Source organism: Ensifer sp. SL37, from assembly GCF_026672675.1.
Lineage (GTDB): Bacteria > Pseudomonadota > Alphaproteobacteria > Rhizobiales > Rhizobiaceae > Ensifer > Ensifer adhaerens.
Genome location: NZ_JAPPRN010000007.1, coordinates 520537 through 533727, shown reverse-complemented (window position 1 = coordinate 533727; position 13191 = coordinate 520537). Strand labels below are relative to the sequence as shown.

Genomic DNA, 13191 nt, shown 5'->3' with positions numbered 1-13191 from the left:
CTTCTACTCGCCTTCAAAGGAACCACTTCGCGCGATTCTTGTCAACTCAAAAAATGAGCTAACCAATTGTTTTTGAAGTTATTTTTGTCGTTGAAAGCAGCAGCAACCGCCCGCGCTGGAGGGGCGCGGGCGGCTCAGACAGAATGGCTTACGCAAGCGCCGTCCGGCGTGGAGATTCGCTGCTAAGGCACCAGGCATGCACGCAAGTTTCTGTCGATACTTTCGCGGTCGAGATTGCGGCCGATGAACACGAACTTCGACTTCCGTTTGTCTTCGCCCCAGGCGTGGTCCGGGCGGAAATCGACGAGCTTGTGCACGGCCTGAAGCACGAAGAAGCGGTCGTCGCCGGCAACGGAAACGATGCCCTTTGTGCGGAATATGTCGTCGCCGTGCTCGCCGAGGTAGCCCTTGAGGAAACCTGCAAGCTTCTCGCCGTCGAAGGCTTCGGGATAGACGAAGGAGTGGGATTTCACCGTCGCGTCATGCTGGTGCGGCCGAAGGGGGGTCGCGTGCGCGCGTCCATGGTCATGATGATGGTGGTGCCCATGGTCGTGATGCGCATGGTCGCAACACGGCTCCTTGCAATCATGGTGATGATGGTGCTCGGCGTCGCGATCGTCATCCATGTCGATGTCGAGAATTTCCGCCCGCTCTCGCACATAGGACGGCCGGAAGCCCTTGACACCGAGGATGTTGGAAAGATCCACCTTGCCGTAGCTCGACCTCAGGATGGGTGCTGTCTGGTTTAGCCTGCGCAGAGATGTTTCCAGCGAACCGAGGGCATCCTCCCCGGCAAGGTCTATCTTGTTGACGAGGATGCGGTCGGCCGCGACGATCTGGTTGACCGCCTGGTTGTCGCTGCCGTCGAGCACCGGATCGTAGAGATGCTGGTCGATGTGCATTGCGTCCACCAGCGTGACGACGGCGTCGAGTTCCACCTCGTCGGCCACGCTACGGTCGACGAAGAAGGCGGTGGCGACCGGCGTCGGGTCGGCAAGACCCGAGGTCTCGACGATGATGTGGTCGAACTTGTCCTTGTGGCTCAAGAGCTTCTTCATCACGTCGATCAGGTCGTTGCGCACGTCGACGAAGCAGCAGATGCAGCCGTTCTGCATCTGGAAGATTTCCTCGTCCGAGGCCAGCACCAGGTCGCTGTCGACATCCACTTCGCCGTATTCGTTCTCGATCACCGCTATACGGTGACCGTGACGCTCGGTGAGAATGTAGTTGAGCAGTGTCGTCTTTCCTGATCCGAGGAAACCGGTGAGGATCGTGATCGGGAGTTTCTGCTGGCTCGCAGGTTCGATATGCATGTTCATGCGCCCTTCTCCCTCAAGGCTTTCAGGATGTCTTCCGGTGTGATCGGATAGTGGTGGAAGCGAACGCCGATGGCGTCGTGGATGGCATTGGCGATGGAAGGGCCGATGGCGATGATCGGATCTTCGCCCACACCCTTGGCGCCCCAGGGACCACCCGGGTCGGGCGCCGCCTCGAGGATGATCGTCTCGATGTCGGGCATGTCCATCGACAGCGGCATCTTGTAGTCGACCAGGCCCGCATTGAGTGAGCGCCCGGTCTTCTTGTCGATGACGTAGTCCTCGGTCAGCGTGTGGCCGATGCCCTGCTGGATGCCGCCCTCGATCTGGCCTTGCGCCGCGATCGGGTGAATGACGCGTCCAACGTCGTGCACCGGCACGACGCGCTTAACCTCGACGATGCCCGTTTCCGTGTCGACGTCCACCTCGGTGAAATGTGCGGCGAAGGAGTAGGATTTCGTCGGCTCGTAAGTGCCGTTGGCAACGATATTGGCGGCAGGAATGCCACGTGAGGGCCCCATGGCCTCCGACACCGTCATAGAGCGATCTGGCTCGGCAATGAGGAAGACCTTGCCTTCGGAAAGGTCGATCTCGTCGGGCGAGACCTGCAGTTTCATCGCTGCCCTGGCGAGCACGGCGGCGCGGACCTTGCCGGCCGCCATCTTGGCGGCCGTGCCGACCAGGTAGGTCGTGTGGCTGGCAAAGGCCCCAATGTCCCATGGAACCACGTCCGTGTCGCCATGGATGACGCCGACGTCCTCGAAGCGGACCCCGAGCTCTTCGGCAACGATCTGCGCCAGCGCCGTATGGGCTCCGGTGCCAAGTCCAGCAGCGCCAGTCAGCAGCGTCACCGTGCCGTCCTCGTTGACCTTCACCGTGGCATTGCCCTGTTCCTTGATGCCGGGATAGGCGGACGAGCCGTGCATTTCGCAGCCGATGCCCCACCCTTTACGGATGTGCGGGTGCTTCGGATCTGGAGCCCGGTCGCGGTTCCAAAGCGCCTTCCAGTCGAGCACGTCGATGCCGTGCTTGAGGCAGATTTCAAGCCCGTGACCGAGGATCGGATGGCCGGATGGCGCGATGTCGCCCGCACGCACCACGTTCTTCAGCTTGAGTTCGGCCGGATCCATGCCGAGCCGTTCGGCCGCTTCGTCCATCTGGATGTCGAGCGCATAGTAGCTCTGCACCACGCCGTAGCCGCGGAAGGCGCCGTTGATCGGGGTGTTGGTGTAGACGCACCGCCCCTCCAGCCGCACGTTCTCGCAGCGATAGAGCGAGGTAGCGGCGGTGGTTCCAACGATGGTCACGCCCGGGCCATGGGACCCGTAGGCGCCGGAATCGTAGACCAGCTTCATGTCGCGGGCGACGAGCGTGCCGTCGTTCTTGAAGCCCTGCTTCAGCCAGATCCGGCAAGGGTGACGGGAACGACCGGCCACGAATGTCTCATGGCGGGTGAACTCCATTTTCACCGGCCGGCGGGTTTCCTTCGCCAAAAGCGCACAGAGAAACTCGTGCTGGAACAGGTCCTGCTTGGCCCCAAAGCCGCCGCCCATATGGTCGACGAGCACGCGCACCTTGGTGAGCGGCAGGCCGAGCACTTCTGCAAGGATGCCGCGCACCATGAAAGAGGTCTGGGTCGAGGTCCAGAAGGTCAGTTTGTTGGAACCGTCCCAGTCGGCGATGCAGACGTTCGGCTCCATGTAGGCCGGGTGTGGCCGCCCGCCGGCAAATGTGCCCTCGAGAACGAAGTCCGCCTCGGCAAAACCCTTATCGATGTCACCGCGGTTGACGCGCACCGGGTCGAGCACAAGATTGCCGCCCGGCCCAACGTCGTGGACCAGTGGTGCGCCTGGCTGCGCGGCGTCCTCCGGCTCGAAGACGGCCGGCAAAGGTTCGTATTCCACCTCGATCAGGTCGAGCGCCTCGTCGGCGATCTCTTCGCTGATGGCGGCGACGGCGGCGACGCCCTCGCCCCAGAACCGCACCTTGTCGTCGAGAATGTACTGGTCCTTGGTGCAGGAGGCCGAGCGTGGATGCGGCGACCCATAGTGCAGCACGCGTGGCACGGTCTCGTGGGTCAGCACAGCCTTGACGCCCGGATAGGCGAGCGCCTTGCTGACGTCGATCGACTTGATGCGCGCATGGGCGATCGCCGCGCGCTTGATCTTGCCGTGCAGCATTCCGGGCAGCTTGATATCGCCGGTATACTGCGCCTCGCCCGTGACCTTTTCGAGCACGTCGTCGCGCTTGACGCTCTTGCCGACGATCTTGAACTCGCGCTGTTCAATGGGGGTGGTCATGTTCATGGTCTTGCAGCCTCCATCTCGCGCGCGGCCGATTTGATCGCGTCGAATATCTTGGTGTATCCCGTGCAGCGGCAGATGTTGCCGGAGAGCCCGAAGCGGATGTCTTCGTCAGTCGGGTGCGGATTGTCGTCGATGAGCTTCTTCGCCATCATCAGGATGCCGGGCGTGCAGAAGCCGCATTGCGAGGCGCCGTGCCGCATGAAGGCATCCTGCAGCGGATGCAGTCGATCGACACCCGGCTGGAGCCCTTCGACCGTCTCGACCGCACGGCATTCGGCTTCCACGGCAAGCATCAGGCAGGCGTTGACCGGCTCGCCATCGACGAGCACGGTGCAGGCGCCGCAGTCGCCGACATCGCAGCCCTTCTTGGTGCCGGTGAGGCCGACCTCGTCTCGCAGCGCATCGAGCAGGGAGCAGCAGCCATCAACGGCCATCTCGCGCGCCTCGCCATTCACGGTGAATTCGACCATCCGTTTCATGCGAAAGTCTCCAATGCCTGTTTGATGGCGCGACCGGTCAGGACGCCGACCATGTCGCGACGGTAGTCTGCGCTGGCGCGCACGTTGCTGATCGGCGTGCATTCCTCCATCGCCGTGTCGGCAGCACTCCTGACCGTCTCAGCATCGAGCCTCGTGCCACGCAGCATGGCTTCGGCTTGCGGCGCGCGCAGCACAGTGGCGCCGACCGCACCGAGCGCGATGCGGATGTCGCTGCAGACGCCATCGTCCATCGCCAGGCTGACGGCGACGCCGACGGTGGACAGCTCCATCGCCTTTCGACGGCCGTGCTTGAGATAGGCCTTGCCGGTATTGTCACCCGCCGGCGGCACGGTGATGCCGGTAACGATTTCGCCCTTGGCGAGAACGGTCCTGCCGGGGCCGGTGAAGAACTCGCAGATCGGCACCACACGCATGTTGGTGCGGCTGTAGATGTGCACGAAGGCGCCGTCCGCCACCAAGGGCGGAATGGTATCGGCCGACGGCGAGGCGCGACAGATATTGCCGACGACGGTCGCGCGGTTGCGCACCTGGATGGAGCCGAGCGAGGCGAGTGCTGAACGCAGGTTCGGATATCGCTTGCGCACCAGCGACAGGTTCTCCAGCCGTCCGACGGTCACCAGCGCACCGAAGGTCAGTCCGCGCGTCTCGTCATAGGTGATGTCGGACAAACCAGGGATCTGCTTGATGTCGACGACGTTGCGCACGCGGCGCAGCCGTTCGCGGATCTCGACCAAAAGGTCCGTGCCTCCGTTGAACAGGAATGTGTCGTCGCCGAGCTCGGTGAGAAGACGGGAGGCATGCTCCAGCGTTTCCGCCCGATGATAGTCGAAGCGTCTCATGGAATCCTCTTGGGGTTGGGGCTCCGGCGGCGCGCGGCCGCCGGACTAATGGTGTTGTTCTCTAGGCAGGGTCGGCAGCCGGCGCTCCGTCCGCGAGTTCGGCCTCCTCCGGCTCTTTCGCCGGAACGCCGTTGAAGAGAATGTTGAGCAGTGCCGCCGCAAAGGTGCCGACGAGCACGCCGCTGTGCAGGAACTTCTCGATCGCCGCCGGCAGCTGATCGAAGATGTTTTCGGCAACGACCGGCACCATGGCGAGGCCGACGCTGACGGCGACGATGTAGAGATTGCGGCGATTGGCCACGAAATCCACCTTCGACAGGATCTTCACCCCCGTCGCCGACACCATGCCGAACATCACGATTGCCGCACCGCCGACGACATAGCTTGGGATCGATGCGCTGACGAAGGCAACCTTCGGCAGCGAGCCGAGCAGGATCAGGATGGCGCCGCCCGCTGCCACCACGAAGCGGCTGAGCACGCCGGTGATCTGCAGCAGTCCGACGTTCTGCGCATAGGTCGTATAGGTGAAGGTGTTGAGCAGGCCGCCGATGATGTTACCGACACCGTCGGTTCTCAAACCCCGGGTCAGTTCTGCCTCGGTGATCTTGCGTCCGGCCATGTCGCCGACAGCCAGGAACTGGCCGGTCGATTCGATCATCATGACCGTCATGACCGCACAGAGCGACAGGATCGACCAGAACTCGAAGATCGGCCATCCGAAGGCGAGCGGGTGAATGATGCGCACCCAGTCGGCCTCGGCAACGCCGTGGAAATCCACCTTGCCGGCAGCGATCGCGACCACGAAGCCGATCCCGATCCCGATCAGGACCGCAAGATTGGCCATGAAGCCCTTGAGAACGCGGGTGAGGAGCAGGATCGACATGAGCACGATGGCAGCCACGGCGAGCGCGAACGGCGCGCCGTAGGCCGGGTTCGGGATCATGCCGTCCGGACCCTTGATCATCGGCTGGCCGCCTGCCGCCCAGTTTACCCCGACGCGCATCAGCGAAAGGCCGATGACCAGCATCACCGTGCCGGTGACAACAGGCGGGAAGAACCGTACCCAGCGGCCGAAGAACGGCGCGACCAGGATCGTGAACACCCCGGAGCCGATGACCGCGCCGATGACGCCCGGCATGCCGAGATCGGGATTGGTGCCCGTCGCGATAATCGAGGGTACGGCGGTGAACGAAATCCCCATCATGATCGGCAGGCGAATGCCGATGTTCCAGATGCCGAGCGCCTGGATGAGGGTGACGATGCCACAACAGAAGAGATCCGCGCTGACGAGCATCGCAATCTGTTCCTTGGGCAATTGAAGTGCGCTGCCGACAATGAGCGGCACGGCGACCGCTCCGGCATACATGACGAGAACATGCTGTAGGCCAAGGGCCATCAAACTTGGGATCGGGTAGGTTTTTTCGACAGGATCAGTCGTATCGGATTTATGCATTCGCTTTCCTCCCAGCGAACAGCTTCCGGCGCGGTGGGAGGGCAACTTCGGCCTCATGATGTGGTCACCGCACGCCGTACAAAGCGGATCATGCGGCTGGCCAAATCAGCAAACAATCGGCACAATCATATTTATTCATATAGTAATTGAATGAATGGGCCGGCATGGACATCACGCTGAAACAGCTTCGAGCCTTCGTCACCGTAGCCAATCTGGGGCAGTTCACCCTCGCCGCCGACAGGCTCGGCTCCTCGCAGTCGGCGGTGAGCACGCTGGTTCGGCAGCTGGAGCAGAATTTGAAACTGCGTCTCTTCGACAGGCATACGCGTCTTCTACGGCTTACGCAGGCAGGCATGGACATCTTGCCGGTTGCCGCACGTGCCGTCGCCGACATCGATGGCATGGTGGAGAGCTCGCGCGAGTTGAATGCGCTGAGACGTGGCAAGGTTTCGATTGCAGCGGGCACCGTGCAGGCAGCTTTGATGCTGCCGCAGCTCGTCAACGCCTTCACCCGGCTCTACCCCGATATCACCGTCGCTCTTCATGACGTGGCGGAGATCGCCGTCCTGGAGCAGGTGACCAATAGCTCGGTCGACCTCGGGATCGGAACCGTGCCGGAGGACGATACCGAATTGATGGGTACCCGGCTGACGACCGACGAATTCCTCATCGTCCTTCACCCGGACGACCCGCTGGTCAGGCTGCGTGAAATTCGTTGGACCGACCTGGTTGACCGCAAGCTGATCGGTCCGCACCGCGGCAATCCGATCAGGGACCGCCTCGAAAACGAGCTGGCACGCAACGGTATCGTGCTGCCCTTCGACAAGGCGATGCAGGAGGTGGCCTTGCCGCTGACGATTATCGGCATGGTCGAAGGCGGGCTCGGCGTCGCGATCATGACATCGGCGGTCACACGGCTTGCGACCTCCATGGGCCTCGTCGTGCGCACGCCGACCGAGCCGCACATCAAGCGCGAAGTCAGCCTGATCCAGAAACGCACGCGCTCCCTCTCTCCCGCCGCCCGGCGGTTTCGCGACTTCCTGCTGAAATCCGTGCACTAGACGTTTCCATGGAAAGACGTCTTGCATTCAGACGCGACCTTGCGTTTGACCACGCGCAATTTCCGGCGTTATCTGGGCGCGCTGCTGGACCGCAAAACGGCGGGCAGGCAGGGCGCAGCCTTCGCTGCGCGCGGCGGGCTTTCGGCCGGCCGCCGCTCCCAGCTCAAGCCAAACCAGGAGCAACTCATGGCGCACTCCCTGAAAAGCAGCACCGAAGCGGCACGGTCGAACCGGCCCAACCTTTCCACAGATGCCATCCGCAGCACCAAGGAAGATCTGGCGGGCTGCTTCCGCATGGCGGCGCGCAACGGCTTCGAAGAGGGCATCTGCAACCATTTTTCGGCTGTCGTACCCGGCCATGACGATCTCTTCATCGTCAATCCCTACGGCTATGCCTTTCGCGAGCTGACGGCATCAAAGCTGCTGGTGTGCGATTTCAACGGCACCGTCATCGACGGTGACGGTGAGCCGGAGGCAACCGCTTTTTACATCCATGCCGAAATCCACCGCCGGCTGCCGCGCGCAAAAGTCGCCTTCCACACGCACATGCCCTATGCGACCGCCTTATCCATGACCGAGGGCGCCCCCTTGATCTGGGCCGGCCAGACAGCGCTGAAATTCTACGGACGCACCGCTGTCGACGAAAACTACAACGGCCTTGCCCTCGACCATCGGGAAGGCGCTCGCATTGCTACTGCAGCGGGCGACGCCGATATCGTCTTCCTGAAACACCACGGCGTGCTGGTCCTGGCGCCGACAATCGCTGAAGCCTGGGACGATCTCTACTATCTGGAACGGGCGGCCGAAGTGCAGGTGCTTGCGATGTCCACCGGACGGGAAGTCCTGCCCGTCGCCCCACAGATCGCTGAGGCCGCTTACCGGCAGATGCGCGAGGGTGACCCGGAGTCGGCACGGGCCCATCTTGCCGCCATCCGCCGGCAACTCGACGCCGAGGAACCGCAATACAGGCACTGAATGCGAACCAGGGCCGATGCCAAAAGCAATCGCATCGGCCCGTTCCAGATTGCCGGTCAACCGGTTGATCAGGCGTCTCTTTCCGTGACGTTGGCCATGCTCGATCGGTGCCTGGCGATCGGCAATTAATACGATCCATTTATCAAATAATTGAAATAATGAATTTGTTTGAATTAAAAGCGCGTGCTTAGTTTCCCGCCATAACAACAAGGTGGGGACGACATGGTACGTGAAAATCCAGCTGCGTTGCTCGCAAGACTGATCCCCGGTCAGTCCTTTGCCCTCACGGGCGGTACCGTCATAAACGATGACGGCTCGCAGTCGGCAAGCGACATTATCGTCGGCGCCGACGGGCGCATCACGGTCGTCGAGCCCTTTCTCGACACCGGTTCGTGCGGCGCCTGCATAGACATTTCCGGCATGCTCGTTTCGCCGGGCTTCGTCGACGCGCACCAGCATCTCGACAAGACGGGGGTGCTGCGGTTTACGCCAAATCCCTCCGGCACGCTCCAAGGCGCCCGCGAAGCCTTTGCGAAATACGCCCGCACCGCCGGCCCCGACGACATTCACAAGCGCGCGACGCGCACAATCGGGCGATGTCTTTCGCGCGGCACGACCGCGATCCGCAGCCACATCAACGTCGACAAGGATGCCGGTTTCCATGGCATCGAGACGCTGGCCGCCATTCGCGATGCCGAAAAGCACCGCATCACGCTTCAGCTCGTCGCCTTCATGACGCCGCATCCAGGCCAAGACTTCGAGTGGCTCGGCAACAACATCGACGGCGCCGTTGCGCTCGCCGATGCCGTCGGCGGAACGCCCGCCGTTTCCGAGGACCCGCCGCGCTACCTCGACATCCTGTTTTCGGCCGCTGTGAAATCCGGCAAGCCTATCGACCTGCACCTCGACGAACACCTCAATGCCGGCGTGCATCTCATCGACGCCGCACTCGAACGCGTCGAGCGCTTCGGCATGCAGGGGCGCACCGTCTTCAGCCACGTCTCGGTGTTGAGCGCCTTGCCGCGCCGGGAGTTCCAGCGGATAGCAGAGCGCCTGGACAAACTGAATGTCGGCGTGGTGACACTGCCGGCCGCAAATCTCTATCTACAGGGCCGCGATTACGAGATGCTGCCGCCGCGCGGGTTGACGCGTGTCGCCGAACTCCATCGCGCCGGCATCACCATCGCCACCGCCTCGGACAATATCCAGGATCCGTTCGTTCCGACCGGCTCGGGCGACATGCTGGAAATCGCCCGCTGGACACTGCTTGCAGGCCATCTGCGCGGGGACGAGCTCTCAGCCGCGCACAGCATGATCACGACGGCCCCTGCCCGACTGATGGGGCTTGGCAAGGACTACGGTTTCAGACCCGGCGCGCGCGCCGACTTCGTCATTACCGACTGCATCGATACCGACACGCTGATTGCCGGCGGGCCAGATCGGGCTTTCGTCTTTTCGAACGGGCGCCTGGTCTCGCAGAGCACTACTGAAAACATCCGCCTGAAGGAGAACGCATAAAAGGGAACGGCTGCTCCGGGGGGATTGGGACTTCAATCTAATGGGAGGAATGAAATGATAACTGAAATTTCACGTCGTTTGCTGCTTGCGTCCACTCTCGGAATGGCCCTGACCGGAATACTCTGGCAGGACCTCGCGCACGCCGAAGACTTCAAGATGGGCCTTCTCGTGCCCGGCAGCGTTTCCGAAGAAGGATGGAACCGGATCGGCTACAACGCGCTCAAGGGCGTTGAGCAACAGCTTGGCGCCAAGATCAGCTATGTCGAGCTGCAGCAGAACCCGGCCTCCTTCGAAAAGGCGTTTCGAGATTATGCGAGCCAGGGCTACAAGGTCATCCTTGGCCACGGTTTTGAGTTCCAGGACGCCGCGCGCGATGTCGCGCTCGATTATCCGGACACCTATTTCCTGATCTCGTCGAGCGCGATCCACGAAGGCAACGTCATCGGGCTCAATACCGATACCAGCCAGCCCTTTTACCTCATGGGTGTGATCGCTGCGAAAATGGGCGGCAAGGCCGGCCTTGTCGGCGGCATGGAAATCCCGCCGATCCAGCAGGCATTCGCCGGCTTCAAGAACGGCGCAAAAAGCATCAATCCGGACTTCCCGATCAGCGAAGCCTATATCGGCAACTTCACCGATACGACCGCCGCCAAGGAAGCGGCGCTCAGCATGATCTCGCAAGGCGCTGACTTCGTCGTACCGAACGCTTCCGGCGCCACCGTCGGCGGCTACCAGGCGATTGCCGAATCCGGCCCGGACGTGCGCTCCTTCTCGATCTTCAGCGACTTTACCGAGGTTGCCCCTAACAACATTCTCGGGCTCTACGTCGCCGACTATGCTCAAGGCGTGGTCGAAGTGGTTCGCGCGATCAAGGAAGGCCACCCGCCAACGGAGAACGTGGTTTTCGGCCTGAAGGACCCGAAGGTCATCTCGTTTACCTTCCGCGACGACGGTCCGGTCTCCGTGCCGGAGGATATCCGCGCCGAGGTCAAGGCAATCAGCGCCAAGATCGCCGCCGGCGAGATCAAGACCGGCGCAGAATAGCTGCCTCCATGCTGCGGCGGGATATCCAGCCGCAGCCACTTCCCGCATCACACCAATGGACACACCCATGGCTGAGATAAACCAGGGAGTGCGTGAGACCGTGAATTCTCAAGCAGCCCAAGCTTTCTACAGGACACTCTCGCAGGCTGCGATCAGCGCCCTGACACCCATCGCGGCAGTTCTCGTCGCACTCGCCTTCGGCGCCCTGCTGCTCTGGCTCAACGGCTTCAACGGCAGCGACGTCGTCACCGTCATGGTCTTCGGCTCGTTCCAGGACATACGCTCGGTCGGAGAAATTCTCCTGAAGGCGACGCCGCTGATCCTGATCGGTGCAGGGCTGTGCGTCGCGTTTCGCTGCTCGATCTGGAACATCGGCGCCGAAGGCCAGCTCTATGTCGGAGCGATCGCCGCAACCCTTGTCGGCACCAGCATCGACGGCCTATCCGTCTGGGTGCATGCGCCGCTTGTGATGTTGGCGGGGGCGCTTGCGGGCGCCGCCTGGGCTGGCATAGCCGGCTATCTGAAGGTGCGCTTTCAGGCAAGCGAGATCGTCACCACGATCATGCTCAACTACATCGCCCTCATCCTCACGAGCTATCTCGTCACCGGTCCGATGCGCGATGCGAGTGCCGCCTATCCGCAATCGGCAAGGCTGGTGCGCGAGGCCTGGACGCCACGCCTGGTAACCGACCTTAGGCTTCACATCGGCATCCTCGTTGCGGTGGTTCTGGCGGTTGCGCTGTACATCTTCCTGCGAAGAAGCAGCCGCGGCTTTGCGCTGCGCGTCGTCGGTCTCAACCCGCATGCCGCCCGTTATGCCGGCATGAACGTCGCCAGGAACGTCATGATCGCGATGTGCATCAGCGGCGCGATGGCAGGCCTTGCCGGCGCCTTCGAGGTGGCGGGCGTCACACGTCGGCTCTACCAGAACATTTCGCCGGGTTATGGTTTCGAGGGCATCGCGGTGGCGCTCTTGGCCGGCAACAATCCGTTGGCGGCAATCCTGTCGGGCGGGCTTTTTGCGACGCTTCGCTCCGGCTCGGAAGTCCTCCAGATCACCTCACAGGTCCCGCAGGTCCTGGTGTTGGTCATTCAGGGCATCGTCATCCTCTCGGTCGTCGCCTTCGCAAAGCTGCGCGACATCCTCAGGACTGTGGCTTGAAAGCATGGAAACTCCCGCGTCGCCGTAGACCGCCCGCGGGAAAACAAAACTTTGGCGATATTCCTGGAGGGTCGAACCCATGGACGACATGATTTCTCTCACCTTTCTCGCAGCGCTCGTCGGCGCCGCCTGGAGGCTTGCCACCCCCCTGATCTTCGCCTCGATCGGCGAGGTCTTTTCCGAGCGCGCAGGCGTGCTCAACATCGGGCTCGAAGGCACGATGCTCGTCGGCGCCTTCTGCGGCTTCGCTGCGGCCGCAGCCACCGGCAACATTCCGCTCGGGCTATTGGCCGGCGTTGCCGGCGGCATGCTGTTCGGGCTCGTCTTCGCCGTCTTCACGATCACCATCAAGGCGGACCAGATCGTGGTGGGGGCGGCCCTCAACCTGCTCGGCATGGGCCTGACGGCCTTCCTCTTTCGCACCTATTACGTTTCGACCGGCAAGGGCATCGAGATCGCCCAGCCGGTCCACATACCCTGGCTGAGCGACCTGCCCTTTCTCGGAGAAGCGTTCTTCCGCCAGAACCTCATCGTCTATTCCACCGTGCTGGTCGCCATACTCGCCACCCTGGTGCTTTATCGCACCTCCTTCGGCCTGACGCTTCGCGCCGTCGGCGAGCACCCGAAGGCCGTCGACGTCGCCGGTCGCAGTGTCGTTGGCTACCGCTATGCCGCCGTCCTCGTCGGTACAGGGCTTGCAGGGCTCGGTGGCGCGTTCCTCACGCTTGGCCATTCCAACCAGTTCGTCGAAGGCATCACCTCCGGCCGCGGCTTCATCGCCCTTGCCGTCGTGGTCTTTGCTCGCTGGTCGCCGATCGGCGCCTTCTTCGTCTCGCTGCTCTTCGGCCTCTTTTACGCCCTGCAGCTCATGCTCCAGGCGCAGGCATCGATCGTCGTGCCCTACCAAGTGCTGCAGGCGCTTCCCTACATCATGACGATCGTCACGCTCGTCGCCTTCCGCGGCAAGGGTGCCGCACCCAGCAAGCTTGGCCAGCCCTACGAGATGAGGTGATCGAC

11 protein-coding genes are annotated in these 13191 nt (G+C 62.4%); 6 read left to right on the top strand and 5 right to left on the bottom strand.

Going from position 1 to position 13191, the window contains the following annotated elements; translation table 11 throughout:
* Window positions 1-182: 182 nt before the first annotated feature.
* The 5 genes from OVA00_RS34800 to OVA00_RS34780 form a co-directional block, all read right to left on the bottom strand.
* A complete protein-coding gene (locus OVA00_RS34800; RefSeq protein WP_060604847.1) occupies window positions 183-1313 on the bottom strand; it encodes a CobW family GTP-binding protein in 1131 nt (376 codons plus the stop codon).
* A gap of 2 nt (window positions 1314-1315) precedes the next feature.
* On the bottom strand, window positions 1316-3622 hold the full coding sequence (locus OVA00_RS34795) for a xanthine dehydrogenase family protein molybdopterin-binding subunit (RefSeq protein ID WP_442780583.1): 2307 nt from the start codon (window positions 3620-3622) through the stop codon (window positions 1316-1318).
* Window positions 3619-4101 (bottom strand): (2Fe-2S)-binding protein, encoded by a 483-nt coding sequence (locus OVA00_RS34790; protein ID WP_089045346.1) that lies wholly within the window; start codon window positions 4099-4101, stop codon window positions 3619-3621. Before OVA00_RS34790 ends, OVA00_RS34795 begins: the two co-directional genes overlap by 4 nt.
* Window positions 4098-4961 (bottom strand): FAD binding domain-containing protein, encoded by an 864-nt coding sequence (locus tag OVA00_RS34785; RefSeq protein ID WP_268090673.1) that lies wholly within the window; start codon window positions 4959-4961, stop codon window positions 4098-4100. The genes OVA00_RS34790 and OVA00_RS34785 overlap by 4 nt, the downstream gene beginning before the upstream one ends.
* Window positions 4962-5022: 61 nt before the next feature.
* Window positions 5023-6414, bottom strand: coding sequence for a nucleobase:cation symporter-2 family protein (locus OVA00_RS34780; RefSeq protein WP_060521231.1), 1392 nt, complete (start codon window positions 6412-6414; stop codon window positions 5023-5025).
* A gap of 164 nt (window positions 6415-6578) precedes the next feature.
* Between OVA00_RS34780 and OVA00_RS34775 the strand changes: the two genes are divergently transcribed.
* From OVA00_RS34775 to OVA00_RS34750, 6 genes are all read left to right on the top strand, one after another.
* Window positions 6579-7475 (top strand): LysR family transcriptional regulator, encoded by an 897-nt coding sequence (locus OVA00_RS34775; RefSeq protein ID WP_034791737.1) that lies wholly within the window; start codon window positions 6579-6581, stop codon window positions 7473-7475.
* A gap of 186 nt (window positions 7476-7661) precedes the next feature.
* Window positions 7662-8450 (top strand): aldolase, encoded by a 789-nt coding sequence (locus tag OVA00_RS34770; protein WP_268091150.1) that lies wholly within the window; start codon window positions 7662-7664, stop codon window positions 8448-8450.
* 222 nt (window positions 8451-8672) lie between these two features.
* Window positions 8673-9968: an amidohydrolase family protein gene (locus OVA00_RS34765; protein WP_034791735.1), complete on the top strand. Its 1296-nt coding sequence runs from the start codon at window positions 8673-8675 to the stop codon at window positions 9966-9968.
* Window positions 9969-10022: 54 nt separating this feature from the next.
* On the top strand, window positions 10023-11012 hold the full coding sequence (locus tag OVA00_RS34760; RefSeq protein WP_162250988.1) for a BMP family protein: 990 nt from the start codon (window positions 10023-10025) through the stop codon (window positions 11010-11012).
* 67 nt (window positions 11013-11079) lie between these two features.
* Window positions 11080-12174 carry an ABC transporter permease gene (locus OVA00_RS34755; RefSeq protein ID WP_051659225.1) on the top strand — a complete coding sequence of 365 codons (1095 nt, stop codon included), beginning with the start codon at window positions 11080-11082 and terminating at the stop codon, window positions 12172-12174.
* Between the two features lie 79 nt (window positions 12175-12253).
* The gene (locus OVA00_RS34750; RefSeq protein ID WP_060521234.1) at window positions 12254-13186 is read left to right on the top strand and encodes an ABC transporter permease; all 933 of its coding nucleotides are present in this window, start codon (window positions 12254-12256) and stop codon (window positions 13184-13186) included.
* Window positions 13187-13191: the final 5 nt, after the last annotated feature.